This window comes from Ralstonia sp. TCR112, assembly GCF_007997035.1.
Lineage (GTDB): Bacteria > Pseudomonadota > Gammaproteobacteria > Burkholderiales > Burkholderiaceae > Ralstonia > Ralstonia edaphi.
The window spans coordinates 35,079-50,389 of sequence record NZ_VOSS01000006.1 but is presented as its reverse complement, the minus strand read 5'-3'; the positions used below and the strand labels follow the sequence as shown (position 1 = coordinate 50,389).

Sequence of the window (15,311 nt, the reverse complement as noted above, 5' to 3'; positions counted from 1 at the left end):
TCGGCAGTGTTTCTGCTGGAAGCCGGCGTGCGTACCAACGGGGCGCCGCGGTTCGATAGAAATGCCGCGGTCGCCCGTCGTCTTCGATCGGGGGAATAGCGCATCCCCCCGCTCCCTTCCTTGCTACTTCGTCGAGCCGTTCGAAGCTGTGGCAGCCACGATGCCCAGGCCAATGTAGATGGCCCCGGTCACATACTTCCCAACGCTGCGCGTCCTGCGGGTGTTGGCCACCATCTTCCCGATCTTGCTGGCCGCAGCGGCATAAAGGATGTCGCTGATGCCGCCAATCACGATCAGGATGACGCCCAGCAAGAAGATCTGAAGTGGAATGTTCTGGGAGGCCGGGTCAACAAACTGGGGCAGGAAGGCCGCGATGAACAGGGCAGTCTTTGGGTTCAGCAAATTGACGAGGAAGCCCTTCTTGATGGATTCGCCCAGGCCCAGAGAGGCTTGACGCACGGTGTCGGTGTCGACCACCGTTTTGGTAATCGACTTGACCCCCAGATAGACAAGGTAGGAGGCGCCGAGCAATTTGGTCGCGCCTAAAAGAGCGGGCGATGCCATCAGCAGCGCAGTGATGCCCATGGCGGCAAAGGACACGTGAACAAGTGTTCCGAGCATGATGCCGAAGCACGACGCTAGACCAAACTTGAAGCCCTGGCTGGCGCTGGCCGTCGACACGTAGATGGTGTTCGGGCCCGGTATGGCGACAACGAGCGCCACCGTTAACAAGAAGTAGGGCAAGACGGCGAAGTTGATCATTGCAGGGCTCCTGTGGCACGGCTGGGCGTCTTCACGATGCCCGCGTGCCGTCTCTGAATTTCGGGAACGCGCGGGCAGCGTCGTGCATTGAAGCACAGAGATGTGCGGTTTGGCAGTCCGCCTCCGCGCCTGCGTTTTACACGTCTGCGGTGACACAATCACCCCGTGCCTGGACGACGCGTACCCGCGCAAAACCGCTCCATTGCAGTTCAAAACGACATGCCAGGCCCTTGAATCCCTTGCCAAGGAACACCTTGATCTCGTGGGAAAAAATCTTCCACGAGGCGGGTATTCTGCATTTAGAATCAACGGCTTACATAAAGAACGCCATCATGTCGATCCAACACGCACTGCTGACCTCCCTGCTGGAGAAGCCCTCGTCGGGCTATGAGCTTGCCCGACGCTTTGACAAGTCGATGGGCTATTTCTGGAGCGCCACGCATCAGCAGATCTACCGAGAGCTCGGCCGCATGGCCGAAGCGGGCTGGGTGAGCGTGGAAGAAGAGGACGACAGCCGCAAGAAGACGTACACCGTCCTGCCGCCGGGCCGGGACGAACTTGCACGCTGGGTGCTGGAGCCGACCGTGTCGTCGGACAATCGTGAGGAAGTGCTGGTGAAGCTGCGCGCCGAGGCCGTGATCGGCCCGCTCGGTTTTGCCGAGGAGATGCAGCGCCTGATCGAGCAGCACCGCGCGCGCCTGAACACCTTCCGCGAGATCGAGCAACGTGATTTTGCGCGGCCCGATCTTACACGTGCCCAGCAGTTGCAGCACGCGGTGCTTCAGCGCGGCATCGTTTACGAAGAAGGCTGGCTCGCGTGGGCAGACGATGTGCTGCCGTTGCTGGAGCCAGCCTCAGTTGCCGCTTAAGAATTAAGCCGTTGCCTTGCTGCCGGTCGGGGCGCGCAGCGCTTCGATGTTGTTCAGGCGACGGCGCGCTACTTCGAACTCCTCGGCAAAGCGTTTGACGAGTTCTGCCGCCGGCACCACGCGCTTGACCGCGCCCACGCCCTGGCCGGCGCCCCAGATGTCCTTCCACGCCTTGGCCTTCGCGCCGCCGCCCGAACCGAAGTTCATCTTGCTCGGGTCCGATTCCGGCAATGCGTTCGGGTCCAGCCCGGCGCTCTCGATGCTCTTGCGCAGGTAGTTGCCGTGCACGCCCGTGAAGAGGTTCGTGTAGACGATGTCGGTGGCGTTGGATTCCACGATGGCCTGCTTGTAGCCTTCCACCGCGTTGGCTTCTTCCGTGGCGATGAAGGCCGAGCCGACGTAGGCCAAATCTGCGCCGGCCGCCAGTGCCGCCAGGATGGCGTTGCCGTTGGCGATGGCGCCCGACAGCAGCAGCGGGCCATCGAACCACTCGCGAATTTCATGGATCAGCGCAAACGGCGAGGTCGTGCCCGCATGACCGCCCGCGCCCGCCGCCACCGCGATCAGGCCATCCGCGCCCTTGTCGATCGCCTTCTTCGCGAACGTGTTGTTGATCACGTCGTGCAGCACGATGCCGCCGTAGCTGTGCACCGCGCGGTTCACGTCTTCACGCGCGCCCAGCGACGTGATGACGATGGGCACCTTGTACTTCACGCACAGCTCCAGGTCGTGCTCCAGGCGGTCGTTCGACTTGTGCACGATCTGGTTGACGGCAAACGGCGCCGACGGCTTGTCGGGGTGCTGCGCGTCATATTCGGCCAGCTCCGTGGTGATGCGCTCAAGCCACGTGTCCAGCAGTTCGGCGGGCCGCGCGTTGAGCGCCGGGAACGAGCCAACCACGCCCGCCTTGCACTGCGCGATCACGAGGTCTGGGTTGGAAATGATGAACAGCGGCGAGCCCACCACGGGCACGGACAGACGGTTTTGCAGGATCGGCGGCAGCGACATGGCAGTCTCCGTTGGAATCGTTATGGAAGAGGGAAAAGGGGCGAGCGGGTCTCAGGCTTCGGCCTTGAGCAGTGCGAGCTTGTCGCCCAGCTTGGCGCCCATGGCCGCGCCAAGCGCCTGAAGGCCAGTGGCCGGGCGCACCATGACTTCAAACTCGACGATCTTGCCGTCGGCATTGAAGCGGACCATGTCGATGCCCTTGAGGGCCTTGCCGCTCACGTTCGCGCTGAATTCGAGCACCACGCTTAAGCCCTCGTCGGTGGCGAAGCTGCGGTGGTATTTGAAGTCTTCAAAGACGGTGTTGACAGTGCGCAGGACCAGTGTGGTGGCCGTGCGCCCCGGGTAAGGCGTGTGCGCCACGGGCGAGCGGAAAACCACTTCGTCGGCAAACAACCGGTCGAGATCGTCCATGTTGCCGCTCTCGATCATGGCGTGCCAAGCCTCGAGCGTGGCTTGTGCGGGGGCGTTCAGTGTCTGGGGAATCGGCTGCGGCATGCTGGCTCCTGGGCAGAAAGTGCAACGGATTGCATCAACGTGGCATGCAACATAGCACAGCCAACTTTCTCTATGCAACAAGTTGCATAGTGGAGCCCTTCGAGTTCAATCGATGTCAGCCGGCAGCGTTCTCGGGGTGCTGTGCACGTACCACGATGACGGTGCGATGCGACAGGCGCGCCGTGCGCTCGGCCACACTTCCGAGCAGAAGGCGCGCGAGCCCGTGCCTGCCGTGCGAGCCCACCACGATGGTGTCGGCCTGCCACCGCTCGGCTTCGTGCTCGAGTGCGTGGCCGATGTCGTCGTCGGTGGAGTCGAGCATCAGGATGCCCGTTTCAGCAGCGGTGCCGTCAACGTCGAACAGGCGCTGCAATTCGACCAGCGAAGCGCTCGCCGTCCGGTGCGCTTCTTCGCGCAACTTGTCGACGCTGTAGATTTCCCGCGACTCCGGCATGGCCGGCGAGCCGATCGCCCAGACGACGCGGACCCGGCCGTTGAATGCGCGGGCCAGGGCAGCCGCTTCCTCCACCGCGAGGTGGGACTCATGGGTGCCGTCGAAGGCGGCAAGAATGCGTTGATGCATGGGGCGCTCCGCAGAATCGGAATGGGAATGCCTCACTGTAGCAGCGCAGGTGGGCGATGCTGCACCCGGATGTGCCCGGGTTGCGCCGCGTCAAACGGGCACCGTCGTGCGCGCGGGATGTGCCAGCAGCAAGTCGAACAGCGCTTGCGCCGCCACCGACAGACTGCGCCCGTCGCGGCGGATCACATAAAGCGTACGCACCAGCCCCGGCAGGGCAAGCGGCCGCACCACCAGCTCGGGCAGGCGGAACTGGAACAGCGCCAACGCCGGAATGACGGTAATGCCCAGGCTGGCTGCCACCAGCGCGGCCGCCGTGGCCAGGTGCTCGACGTCCATGCCGCTGCGCAGCTTGGTCGGGTGCAGCGCCGCATCCAGGTATTGGCGGATGCTGGTGTTGCGGGCCAGGTGGATGAACGGCGTATCGACGAGATCGCCAGCGGCCAGCGCCGGCTTGCGCGCGAGCGGGTGATCCTGGTGGCAGACGAGGTGGAAGTCGTCGGTGCAGAACGGTTGCGCGGCCAGGCCCGCCATGTCGGCGCCCATGGCCGCGATGGCGAAGTCCGCTGCCCCGCGCCGGACCATGTCGATGCACGGATCGGACAATTGATCGTGCAGCGCCAGCTGAATGCCCGGATGCTGCGCGGAGAACGCGGCCAGCACACCCGGCAGAATGCCCGCGGCAATCGACGGCAGCGCGGCCACCGTCACGCGCCCGGTGCGGGCCGCGGCGCGATCGCGCAGCTCGGAGAACGTCGCCTCGAAATCGGCCAGCAGGCGCAGGGCCGATTCGGCAAAGGCTTCGCCCTCCGGGGTCAGTTCGACGTGGCGCGTATTGCGGTCGAACAGGCGTACGCCGGCATCGGCCTCCAGGTTCTGAATGAGCGCGCTGAAGGCCGATTGCGACAAGTGGCACGTCTGTGCCGCCTGCGTGAAGTTCTTGTGCTCGCGCAGTGCGGCAAAGGCGCGGAGCTGCTTGACGGAGAGGTTCATGGCGATGCCGGGCGTGGTGCGCCAGCTTAGCCTGGAATCTCCAGCGTGAGCAGCGCGCTCGATAGCGACTTGCCATGCGCGTCCAGCGCCAGCGAGCGCGTCACGCCGCCGGCCAGCGCACCGTGCAGCACGAAGTTCAGTGCGCCCAGCTGTGGCAGCACGTAGCGCTCGACCTCGCCGTGGACGAGTTCAGCGAAATGCGCGCGCACGCGCTCGGCCGTGACGTGTTGTTCGAGCAGGGCAAAGTCTTCGGCGCGGTCCGGACGAAGGGCGATCACGGAGATGCACGAGATGTCGCCCTTGTCGCCGGCGCGGGTGTGGGCGAGGTCGCGGAGGGTGCGGGGCATGTCAGCTCTCCAGGATGTGCACGGCGTGCGGGGCCAGTTCTGCGGGAATCAACGTCGATGCCACGGCGATGATTTCGCGCGCGCTCTTCGTTGCGCCGCCGCCGCCGGACGGGCCGCAGGTCAGCAGTGTTTCGACTTCGTTCCCGATGCGGACGGCTTCGGCCATCGATTCAGTGCGCGCGGCCACGCGCACGCGCACTTCGTACGGTTCGGCATCGATGCGGGAGAGGGCTGCGCCATGCAGCGCATCCACGCCAATCAGCTCGAAGCGCGTTTCCGTCATCTGCACGCCGGTGAGTGCCAATCGCTCGCGCACGATGTCGAGCGCCAGCTTGCCGCGCGCCACCGCGTTCGGGCCGGCATAGCTGATCTGGCCTTCGCCGATATAGCTGTCGAGATAGCCGATGGAGACCTTCAACTGCTCCGTGCGCGGTGTGCCGGTGGCGCCTTCGATGACGACGCTGTCTTTGCCGTCGGCGTGCATGCGCACGTTGGAGAAGTCCGCCACCACATCGGGCGTGAGGTAGCGCGCCGGGTCATGGATTTCGTACAGCAACTGCTCCTTGCACGTGGCTTCGGTGACGAGTCCGCCGGCCGTGGCGACTTTGGTGATGCGCACCGAGCCGTCTTCACCGACTTCGCCAATGGGGAAGCCCAGACGAGCGAGGTCGGGTACGTCCTTGATGCCGGGGTCGGCAAAGTAGCCGCCCGTGATTTGCCCGGCGCATTCAAGCAGATGGCCGGCCAGCGTGCCGCAGCCCAGGCGGTGCCAGTCGTCCATGCGCCATCCGAAGGCATGGACCAGCGGCCCAAGCGCCAGCGCCGGATCGGCCACGCGCCCCGTGATGACGACATCCGCGCCCTGCGCCAGCGCATCGACAATGCCTTGCGCGCCGAGGTACGCATTGGCTGACACCATGCGCGCGTGCAATGACGCGACCGGTGCGCCGCCACCCATCAGCGTGAAGTCTTGGCCGCGGGTTTGCAGCAGGTCGAGCACGTCGTCGCCCGTCACAGCCGCCACGCGCAGCTTGAGGCCCAGCTCGCGGGCGATGTCACGCGTGCGCTCCGCCGCTGCCTGCGGGTTGGCCGCGCCCATGTTGGTGACGATGCGGATGCCGCGTGCCGCGCACGCCGGCAGCACGGCACGCATGCGCGCTTCGAGCAGCGGGTCGTAGCCGTGCGAGGGGTCTTTGCGACGCACCTGCTGCGCGAGCGCGATGGTGCGCTCGGCCAGGCATTCGAACATCAGCACGTCGATGTCGCCGTGCTCTGCAAGTTCCAGCGCCGGTTCGATGCGGTCGCCTGAATAACCCGCGCCGCCGCCGATGCGGAGTCTTTTCAACTCGGTGTTCATGCCATCACCACGGAAGCACGCCCAGCACCACGGCAACTGCGGTCATCAGCAGCGAGGCACCGAACAGGAAAGGGATCGAGAATTTCTGATGGTCGGCCAGCTCGATGCCGCACAGGCCCACCACGAGGAAGGTCGCCGGTGTGAGCGGGCTGACCGGGAAGCCGGTAGTCATTTGGCCAAGCACGGCGGCCTGCGCGACATGCACCGGCGCCACCCCCAGCATCTTCGACGCTTCGGCCACGACGGGCAGCACACCGAAGTAGAAAGAATCCGGATCGAACAGCAGCGACAGCGGCATCGACAGCACGCCCAGCACCACCGGAATGTGGTGCGCCATGGCGGGCGGAATGAAATCGACCGCCGTCTTCGCCATCGCCGTGAGCATGCCGGACTTGCTCATGATGCCGGTGAACACGCCGGCGGCCAGCAGAATGCTCGCCATCATCAACGCGGCCTTGGCGTGGGCGTCCACGCGCTGGCGTTGCTGATCGACGTTCGGGTAGTTGATCAGCAGCGCGGCCACCACGCCCAGCATGAACATCACCACCGGGTCGACCTTGCCGCTCACCATCACGCCCATCACGACGACGGTGAGGATGAGGTTGATCCAGAAATTGCGCGGGCGGCGCAGCGCCTGTTCCGCATCTGAGAGCGGACGCGCGACGACCTGCGCGCCACCGGCGTGGTGGGCGAGGCCCAGGCGTTTTTCTTCCCGCTTGCCCAGCAGCCATGCGCATGCAAACACGAAAGCGAGCCCCGCAATCTGCACCGGGATCAGGGGGTTGAAGATGTCTGTCACGGGCATGTGCAGCGAGGCGGATGCGCGGATCATCGGCCCCGTCCACGGCAGGAAGTTCACGCCGCACGCCATCGACGTCACGCACGCCAGGATGCGGCGGTCCATGCCCAGCCGGTCGTACAGCGGCAGCATGGCCGGAATGGTGATCAGGAACGCCACCGCCCCCGAGCCGTCCAGGTGAATCAGCAGCGCCAGCAGCGCCGACCCGACCACGATGCGCGGCGGCCGGCTGCCCACGGTGCGCAGGATGCGGTCGATGATCGGGTCGAGCATGCCGGCGTCGGTGACGATGCCGAAGTACAGGATGGCGAAGATGAACATCCCCGCCACGGGCGCGACGTCCTTGATGCCGCCGATGATGAACTTGCTGGTGTTCAGCCCGAAGCCGCCCACGAGCGCGGCGATGACGGGAATGGCGATGAGCGCGACCAGCGGCGACATGCGTTTCGTCAGGATGACGACAAACAGCGCGACGATGGTCAGCAGCCCGAGCAGTGCGAGCATGGTCTCCTCCGAGCTTTTTGGATTCGGAACCCCTGTTGGCGGGATTTAAAGCGACTCTAGAAGCTGGCGATCTGCCTGTGAAACGGAATATTTGGATCGATTGAACTGTCTTGTCGATGAGTGACGCCAACGCCGCCCGCCAAATCGCGGCAGAATGTTCTGCATTCCCATCCAACCTTCCATTGACGGAGCCAACGTGAGCGCTACCCCCACCGTCCTCATCCTGCCGGGCTGGCAGAACTCCGGCCCGGCGCATTGGCAATCGCGCTGGGAGCGCGCACACGGGGACCGCCGTGTCGAACAGCGCGACTGGTTTGCCCCGAAGCGTGCTGACTGGGTGGCTGCGCTGGAAGCCGAAGTGAGCGCTGCGCCGGGCGATGTCGTCTTGGTGGCGCACAGCCTCGGCTGCGTGCTGACGGCACATTGGGCGGCCACTTCCGCCCGTGCGGTACGTGTGCGCGGCGCCTTGCTGGTCGCGCCGCCGCAGCTCGACCGTGGCGACATGCCGCCGGAGCTGGCGGATTTTCGGCCCATTCCGCAGCAGCGTCTGCCATTTCCCGCCGTGCTCGTTTTCAGCACCGACGATCCGTTCAGCGACGCTGCCTGGAGCCACGGCCAAGCCGAAGCGTGGGGAGCGGAACCGGTCGACATGGGTGCACGCGGCCATATCAATGCCGAATCGGGCCTGGGCGACTGGCCGGAAGCTCGCGCCATCGTCGCCAAGTGGATGAAAGACCTCATTTGAGTGGCCGGAATGCGGGGCTTGACCCTGAAGCTTCTTCAGGGTTTTGAATGGAGGCATGAAACCCGATCTCGCCTCCACCCTGCCTGTCCACGACCACGCCAAGCCGGAAACTTCCGGTTGCGGCGGTTGCTGCGGTCATGCGCAACCGGTCGCCAGTGACGTCGCTGAACACGCCCATGACCACCACGATCATGGTCACGGCCACGCGCCGGTAGCGGCTGCCCCCGTTGACGCCGCCGCACGCGCAGCCGCCACCGGCCGCACCGTCGTGCGCATCGAACAGATGGATTGCCCGACTGAAGAGCGCATGATCCGCGCCAAGCTGGGCAGTGCGGATGGCGTCGTCGCGCTGGATTTCAATTTGCTCGAGCGTCATCTCACCATCCACCACACCGTTGACGATGTGGCGCCCTTCCTGGAAGCGTTGCGCGCCATCGGCATGGACGGCGAGGTGCTCGAGCAGCGCGATCGCCTGGCCGCCACACCCGCTGAGCCGACCCGCATCTCGCGCCGCACGTGGCTGCTCGGCATCGGTGGCGTGACCGCATTCGGTGCCGAGGCCATCGCCTGGTCGCTTGGCGATCATGCGTGGCCGGTGCTGGCGCTGGCGTTAGCTTCCATTGCATTGGCCGGCGGCCCGACGCTGCGCAAGGGCTGGATTGCCGTGCGCGCGCTCACGTTCAACATCAACTTCCTGATGGCGGTGGCCGTCATCGGCGCGCTGCTGATCGGCAAGTGGGCCGAAGCGGCCATGGTGATCTTCCTGTTTGCAGTGGCAGAAGCCATCGAGGCCCGCGCGCTGGTGCGGGCCCGCGATGCTGTGCGCGCGCTGACGGCCATCGCGCCGGACACCGCAGAGTTGGCCGATGGCGCAGGCGGTTGGCGCGATGTGGCGGTCGACAGCGTTGCCGTCGGCGCGCGCGGTGGAAAAAACCGCTGGCGACTCTATCCTCGCCGGCACGATCGTCACCGACGGCATGGTCGAGGCGCAAGCCACGGCGCTGGCTGCGGACAGCACGCTCGCGCGTATCGCCGGGGCCATCCAGCAAGCGCAGTCGCAGCGCGCGCCCACGCAGCGCTTTGTCGACAAGTTCTCTTCCATCTACACGCCCGCGATGATGCTGCTGGCGTTGGCGGTGGCCGTCATCGGCCCGCTCGTCACGGCCGACGGCTGGCTCGCGTGGACCTATCGCGCGCTCGTGCTGCTGGTGATCGCGTGCCCGTGCGCGCTGGTCATTTCCACGCCGGTTACGGTCGTCAGCGGCCTGGCCGCCGCCGCACGCCGCGGCATCGTCGTCAAGGGCGGCGTGTATCTGGAAAGCGGCCGGCGCCTGCGCGCGCTGGCGCTGGACAAGACCGGCACGCTCACCGCCGGCCGCCCGGTGCTGGATGCGGTGATGTTGCCCGGCGGCACACGCCGCGCCGTCGCGGATCTGACCGCCGCGACCGACGCGACGCCGTTGCATGCGCTGGCAGTTGCCGCAGCGCTCGATGCCAACACCACGCACCCGATTGCCGTGGCCATCGTGAAGGCCGCTGCGGCGCATGGGGCAGTCGATGCGAATTCGGTGGAAGACCTGTCGGTGCTGCCGGGCCGTGGCGTGGCCGGCACGCTGGGCGGCGTGCGTTGGCATCTGGGCAACGCCGCGCTCGTCGCCGAGCGTGGCTTCGATACCGCCGCCTGGCGTGCCGCTGCCGAGTCGCTGCAAGCCGAAGGCATGTCTGCCGTCACGCTGAGCGATGCGAACGGTGCCGTGGCGCTGTTTGGCGTGCGCGACCGCGAGCGCGCCGAAAGCGCCGAGGCCATCGCCGCATTGCGCGCGCTCGACGTAACGCCCGTCATGCTCACCGGCGACGACCGCCGCGCCGCACAGGCCATCGCCAAGACGGTCGGCATCGACACCGTGCATGCGGAGCAGTTGCCTGCCGACAAGCAACGGGTGGTCGGTGAGCTGGCCGCGCAACACGGCTTCGTCGGCATGGTCGGCGACGGCATCAACGACGCCCCGGCGCTGGCCCGCGCCGATATCGGTTTCGCCATGGGCGCCGCCGGTACGGCCACCGCGCTGGAAGCTGCCGACGTGGCCATCATGGACGACGACCCGCGCAAGCTCGCCAGCTTCATCCGCATCAGCCGTCGCACGGTGGCCGTGCTGCGTCAGAACATCGTGCTGGCGCTGGGCATCAAGGCGGTATTCCTGGCCTTGGCCGTGATGGGCGACGCAACGCTGTGGATGGCCATCTTTGCCGATGTGGGCGCGAGCCTGCTGGTGGTGTTCAACGGGCTGCGGGTGATGCGCACGCGCGCCTGATCTGTCGGCGCGCGTGCGGGAACGACGCGATCAGCGCAGGCCGGTGATGCGCGCGTCTTTCGGATAGGTGATGAGGTAGTCAGCCGAGAAGCGCGCGCTCTCGCCAGCCGGGATCGTCTGCTCCCACGCGATCACGCCGGCGCGGCGTTCCCAGTTGCGCTTGGCGGGTTCCGGCGTGAAGGTCGAGCGCACCTTGATATCGTCGGACTGGCTGACCGGCGTGGCCTCCAAAATCTGCACGTCGATGGCGTCGCGGTGGCGGTTGCGCACCGTGTAGAGCGCCGCCAACTGGCGCTCGTTGCGGTTGTCCAGCAGGCCCACGCTGCGCTGGAAGGTCTTCGGCGTTTCCACCACCACGGTCACGAGGTCGTCGCGGCCAAAGGGCAGCGTGACCTTCTGGTCTTCGCCGGCCGGATTCCACTGTGTGCTGCCAACCACCGCGCCATCGCGGCGCAACTGCATGTTGCCGGCGGGCCAGATGCCTTGCGGGCGGTCTACCGTAGCGACCAGGTAGGCGGTGGCGTCCATACGCGGCGTGCTCCGCGCGGCAAGCTTTGCGGGCAGCGTTTCGCTCGCCAACGTGAGGGTGACCTTCTGCGCTTCGGAGGGCAGTTCGGTCGCGCCTTGCACGTCGAACTCCGTGGCAAACGCGGTCTGGACGGCGTTCACTTCAAAAAGCGGTTCGCCATCGGCCTCACGTTGCTCATTGTTCCGGCCGAATCTAGCCTTGGGCGCTGGCGCCATCGCCGCTGCGGGTGCGGCGGGGTAGGGCATGGCCTGCGGCGGCGGTTGAATATCCAGTTGCCACGCATATGGTTCCGGCCCGCGTGGCGTGTTGCGCGGCTGGCCGGTCGACAGGTGCAGATGCACGCCGCGCCAGTCCTCGCCGGTGGATTGCGCAAGCGTGGCTTGCCGTTCGAGCACGACGTTCGAACGCACCGAATCCACGCTCGCCTGATACGCCGGCCGCCAGCCCGCACGCGATGTCTGATAGCTGACGCGCAATTCACCGCCGCGCGGTGCCGCCACGGCAATGCGCACGGTGCGCAGCGTGCTGGACGCCGAGCCGTGCGTGCGTTGCAGCGCGTCGAGCTGCGCCTTCAATTCAGCGTCGCGCTTCTTCAGTTGTTCCTGGCGGGTAAAGACGTCTTGTGCGTTGCGGGCCAGCGCATCGGTGGCGCGGCCCAGCGTTGAAAAATCGGTGGCTGGCGCGCGGCCATCGCCGCCCGTGCGTTCACTCACGGCCTTCAGGTAGCTGGCCGACAGCGCATTCGCCTGGATCTGCACGCCAAGCGCGGCGCGCTGGTCTTCCAGTGCGCGGATTTGTGTGTCCAGTGCCGTTCTGGCGCAGCCGCTGCCCTCGCTGGGAACGCTTTCCACGCGCACATCGCCCACGCGGATGCTGCTGTCGCCTTCCACGCGGAGGCTGTCTGCATCGAACGTCATTGGGAGGCAGGCCAGCTCTACGCTGCGGGCGCCCGGCGCGACCGTGGCCGTGCGCACGACGGTGGCGCTATCCGGATACAACGTGACATCGGTGATGCGCGAAGGCGTCGCTGCCTGCGCCATGACAGCCGCGGCAGACGCGATGGCGCCAAGCGCTGCGCATGCCATGCGTTGTCGATGCTGGAATCGTGCTGCTGCAGCCGGTTTCGTCTTCATCCGCCCCACCCACGTGTCGTGAAATGCGGCGAGTATCGCACGTCAAAGCGCACGTCAAAGTGACGTGCCCCGCAGGGAAAAGACCGTTCAGCGATGCACGCCGCGAATATGCCGGTGCGCGTGTTCGCCTTCGCCATGATCGTGGCTGTGGCCCTGATGCGTGGCGGCGACGGGTTCCTCGTGCAGCGATTGCAGCACGCCGCATTCGGCCACGGACGCGGCCGTCGTGCAGCGTTGCCCGATCGCCTCGATCTGGCCTTTGAGATCGGTCAGCTCGGCGATGCGCGCTTCAACGTGGCGCAGGTGCTCGTCCAGCAGGTTGTTGATTTCTTCGCAGGAGGCCTGCGGATTGGCCTGCAGTTCAAGCAGCCGGCGGATTTCAGTGTGCGCCATGTCGAGCGACCGGCACTTCGCAATGAAGGCCAACTGCTCGACATGCTCAGGCGTGTAGACGCGGTAGTTGTTGGCGGCGCGCGCAGCTGGGGGCAGCAGGCCCTGCGCTTCATAGAAGCGGATGGTCTCGATGCTGATGCCCGTGCGCTGGGCGAGTTCGCCAATTTTCATACGCGTTGAAAAAGAGTCAGAAGACAGTCGGCTCGGCGGTGACGGCTTCGACGCCGGCGACTTTCAGGCAGGCGTCCAAGCAGGCGCGGCAGGCCGTTGCACAGGCGCTGCAATGGCCTTGGCCGTGATGATCGCATTCTTCGGCACACTGGGAGCAGATCTCGGCGCAGTCTTCCAGGAGCAGTTCTGCAAATTCGCTGTTGCGCTCGAGGAATTTGCGCGTCAGGGCGCAGTATTCCGCGCAGTCCGTGCACACGCCGATGCAGCGCGCCATGGCTTCGGCGTGGCCGTTCTTGCCGGATTCCGTCGCGCAGTGAGTGCAAGCGGCCTCGCATGCCTGCAGCGCCTGGATCACACTGGCAAAACGCTTGGCATTCTCTTTCGCGGTCGGACGAGTGGTCATGTCGGTTCTCCTGTGGCAGTGGATGTGCACGCGCGCGCGCTTGGGAAGGGATGCGCCCGGGCGTGGCCCGAGCGTCATCTCTCCAATTTAGCAACTCGCGCTCCACTGCGTGAGCCCGACTTGTGCTTTACACCGCTTGTGCCTCGCTCTTGCCGCTGCGCAGCATGCCGTTGCCGGCGCGTGCGATGAGGCGATTGACGCCGCCCACCACGGCGCGGATCGACGCCGTTGTCAGGTTGGCATCCACGCCCACGCCGAACACGCTGCCCGCCACGCCGGGCGCGGCCATTTCGGCAAACGCGATGGCATCGGCATTGGCGCCCTGGCCCAACGCACGCTCTTCGTAGTGATGGATCGACACGGGCGCTGCCAGCACGTGCGACAGCGCATGCACCAGCGCATCGAGCGGCCCGTTGCCGGTGCCTTCGCAGATGTGCTCGCGGTCTGCAATGTTGACCACCAGGCGGATGTGCTGGCTGCCATCATCGCGCTCGGTCAGGCGGTGCGATACGTAGCCGATCGCGCCATCGCCGCGCAGATAGGTCTGCTGGAAGAGCGCCCAGATGTCGGCGCCCGTCGCTTCGCGGCCGCTCTCGTCGGTCAGTTGCTGCACGGTGCTGCTGAACTCCACCTGCAGGCGGCGCGGCATGGCCACGCCATAGCCGGATTCCAGCAGATAGGCGATGCCGCCTTTGCCCGACTGGCTGTTCACGCGAATGATCGAGTCATACGTGCGGCCCACGTCGGCGGGGTCGATCGGCAGGTAGGGCATTTCCCACAGCGCATCGGGCTTCTGCACGGCAAAGCCCTTCTTGATCGCATCCTGGTGCGAGCCCGAGAACGCCGTGAACACCAGGTCGCCCACGTACGGATGGCGCGGATGCACGGGCAGTTGCGTGCAGTCTTCACAGGTCCGTGCCACGTCATTGATGTGCGAGAAATCGAGCTCTGGATCCACGCCCTGCGAATACAGGTTCAACGCAAGCGTGACGAGATCCACGTTGCCGGTGCGCTCGCCATTGCCGAACAGGCAGCCTTCCACGCGATCGGCGCCGGCCATCACGGCCAGTTCAGCCGCTGCCACGGCAGTGCCGCGGTCATTGTGCGGATGCACGGAGAGGATGATCGAATCGCGGCGCGCCAGGTTGCGATGCATCCATTCGATCTGGTCGGCGTAGATGTTTGGCGTGGCCATCTCCACCGTGGCAGGCAGGTTGAAGATGATCTTGTGCTCGGGCGTGGGCTCCCAGACTTCGGTCACGGCGTTGCAGACCTCCAGCGCAAAGTCCAACTCAGTGCCGCTGAAGACTTCGGGGCTGTACTGATACGTCCACTGCGTCTCGGGCATCGTCTGCGCAATCTCGCGGATCAGCTTGGCGCTCTGCACGGCAATGCGCTTGACGCCTTCGCGGTCGGTGTTGAACACAGTGCGGCGGAACACCGGCGCGGTCGCGTTGTAGACGTGGATGATGGCGCGTTTGGCGCCGCGCAGCGATTCCATCGTGCGGCGGATCAGGTCTTCGCGCGCCTGCGTGAGCACTTCGATGGCCACGCCGTCGGGGATGTGTCCGCCCTCGATCAGCTCGCGCACAAAATCAAAATCGGTCTGGGAGGCAGCGGGGAAAGCGGCTTCGATTTCCTTGAAGCCGATCTGCACGAGCATCTTGAACATGCGCATCTTGCGCTCGGCGTTCATGGGCTCGAACAGCGCCTGGTTGCCGTCGCGCAGGTCCGTGCTCATCCAGATCGGGGCACGGGTGATCGTCTTGTTGGGCCAGGTGCGATCGGCGAGGGCGATGGCGGGGAAGGGGCGGTACTTGGTGGCGGGGTTCTTCAACATGGTGAGTGCGTCCTGTGAGATCGAGATCGGTTTCGTACAGCGGGGACGGCCGCGCGGGCGGCGTCCGGGGT

At 65.8% G+C, this 15,311-nt stretch carries 14 protein-coding genes and 1 pseudogene; 3 read left to right on the top strand and 12 right to left on the bottom strand.

Translation table 11 applies throughout. From position 1 onward, the window contains the following. Positions 1–123: 123 nt before the first annotated feature. Positions 124–762 (bottom strand): LysE family translocator, encoded by a 639-nt coding sequence (locus tag FUT88_RS02895; RefSeq protein ID WP_147213733.1) that lies wholly within the window; start codon positions 760–762, stop codon positions 124–126. A gap of 332 nt (positions 763–1,094) precedes the next feature. Here FUT88_RS02895 and FUT88_RS02890 point away from each other — a divergent pair, with 332 nt between their 5' ends. Beyond that, positions 1,095–1,631 (top strand): PadR family transcriptional regulator, encoded by a 537-nt coding sequence (locus FUT88_RS02890; RefSeq protein WP_147213732.1) that lies wholly within the window; start codon positions 1,095–1,097, stop codon positions 1,629–1,631. Between the two features lie 3 nt (positions 1,632–1,634). On the opposite strand, the gene FUT88_RS02885 is transcribed toward FUT88_RS02890, so the two are convergent. From FUT88_RS02885 to FUT88_RS02855, 7 genes are all read right to left on the bottom strand, one after another. Beyond that, a complete protein-coding gene (locus tag FUT88_RS02885; protein WP_147213731.1) occupies positions 1,635–2,639 on the bottom strand; it encodes an NAD(P)H-dependent flavin oxidoreductase in 1,005 nt (334 codons plus the stop codon). A 51-nt stretch (positions 2,640–2,690) separates the two neighbouring features. Beyond that, the gene (locus tag FUT88_RS02880; protein ID WP_147213730.1) at positions 2,691–3,134 is read right to left on the bottom strand and encodes a nuclear transport factor 2 family protein; all 444 of its coding nucleotides are present in this window, start codon (positions 3,132–3,134) and stop codon (positions 2,691–2,693) included. 115 nt (positions 3,135–3,249) lie between these two features. Next, on the bottom strand, positions 3,250–3,717 hold the full coding sequence (locus FUT88_RS02875) for a universal stress protein (protein ID WP_147213729.1): 468 nt from the start codon (positions 3,715–3,717) through the stop codon (positions 3,250–3,252). 90 nt (positions 3,718–3,807) lie between these two features. Beyond that, positions 3,808–4,707 (bottom strand): LysR family transcriptional regulator, encoded by a 900-nt coding sequence (locus FUT88_RS02870; RefSeq protein WP_147213728.1) that lies wholly within the window; start codon positions 4,705–4,707, stop codon positions 3,808–3,810. Between the two features lie 26 nt (positions 4,708–4,733). Next, complete coding sequence (locus FUT88_RS02865) at positions 4,734–5,054, bottom strand: hypothetical protein (RefSeq protein WP_147213727.1); 321 nt, start codon at positions 5,052–5,054, stop codon at positions 4,734–4,736. Position 5,055: 1 nt separating this feature from the next. Further along, positions 5,056–6,411, bottom strand: a complete 1,356-nt coding sequence (locus tag FUT88_RS02860) for an acyclic terpene utilization AtuA family protein (RefSeq protein ID WP_147213726.1) — start codon at positions 6,409–6,411, stop codon at positions 5,056–5,058. 4 nt (positions 6,412–6,415) lie between these two features. Next, positions 6,416–7,714 carry a CitMHS family transporter gene (locus FUT88_RS02855; RefSeq protein WP_147213725.1) on the bottom strand — a complete coding sequence of 433 codons (1,299 nt, stop codon included), beginning with the start codon at positions 7,712–7,714 and terminating at the stop codon, positions 6,416–6,418. 196 nt (positions 7,715–7,910) lie between these two features. On the opposite strand from FUT88_RS02855, the gene FUT88_RS02850 reads away from it, so the two are divergent. Continuing rightward, a complete protein-coding gene (locus FUT88_RS02850; protein WP_147213724.1) occupies positions 7,911–8,459 on the top strand; it encodes an RBBP9/YdeN family alpha/beta hydrolase in 549 nt (182 codons plus the stop codon). A gap of 55 nt (positions 8,460–8,514) precedes the next feature. Further along, positions 8,515–10,771 (top strand): annotated as a pseudogene (locus tag FUT88_RS02845) (heavy metal translocating P-type ATPase). A 30-nt stretch (positions 10,772–10,801) separates the two neighbouring features. Here FUT88_RS02845 and FUT88_RS02840 read toward each other — a convergent pair. The 4 genes from FUT88_RS02840 to leuA all read right to left on the bottom strand — a co-directional run bounded on the left by FUT88_RS02840 (position 10,802) and on the right by leuA (position 15,240). Further along, positions 10,802–12,433, bottom strand: a complete 1,632-nt coding sequence (locus FUT88_RS02840) for a DUF4139 domain-containing protein (protein WP_261796917.1) — start codon at positions 12,431–12,433, stop codon at positions 10,802–10,804. Positions 12,434–12,520: 87 nt separating this feature from the next. Beyond that, positions 12,521–12,997, bottom strand: a complete 477-nt coding sequence (gene cadR / locus FUT88_RS02835; RefSeq protein WP_147213723.1) for a Cd(II)/Pb(II)-responsive transcriptional regulator — start codon at positions 12,995–12,997, stop codon at positions 12,521–12,523. A 16-nt stretch (positions 12,998–13,013) separates the two neighbouring features. Further along, the gene (locus tag FUT88_RS02830) at positions 13,014–13,400 is read right to left on the bottom strand and encodes a four-helix bundle copper-binding protein (protein WP_092971030.1); all 387 of its coding nucleotides are present in this window, start codon (positions 13,398–13,400) and stop codon (positions 13,014–13,016) included. 127 nt (positions 13,401–13,527) lie between these two features. Next, complete coding sequence (leuA, locus tag FUT88_RS02825) at positions 13,528–15,240, bottom strand: 2-isopropylmalate synthase (protein ID WP_147213722.1); 1,713 nt, start codon at positions 15,238–15,240, stop codon at positions 13,528–13,530. Positions 15,241–15,311 lie beyond the last annotated feature (71 nt).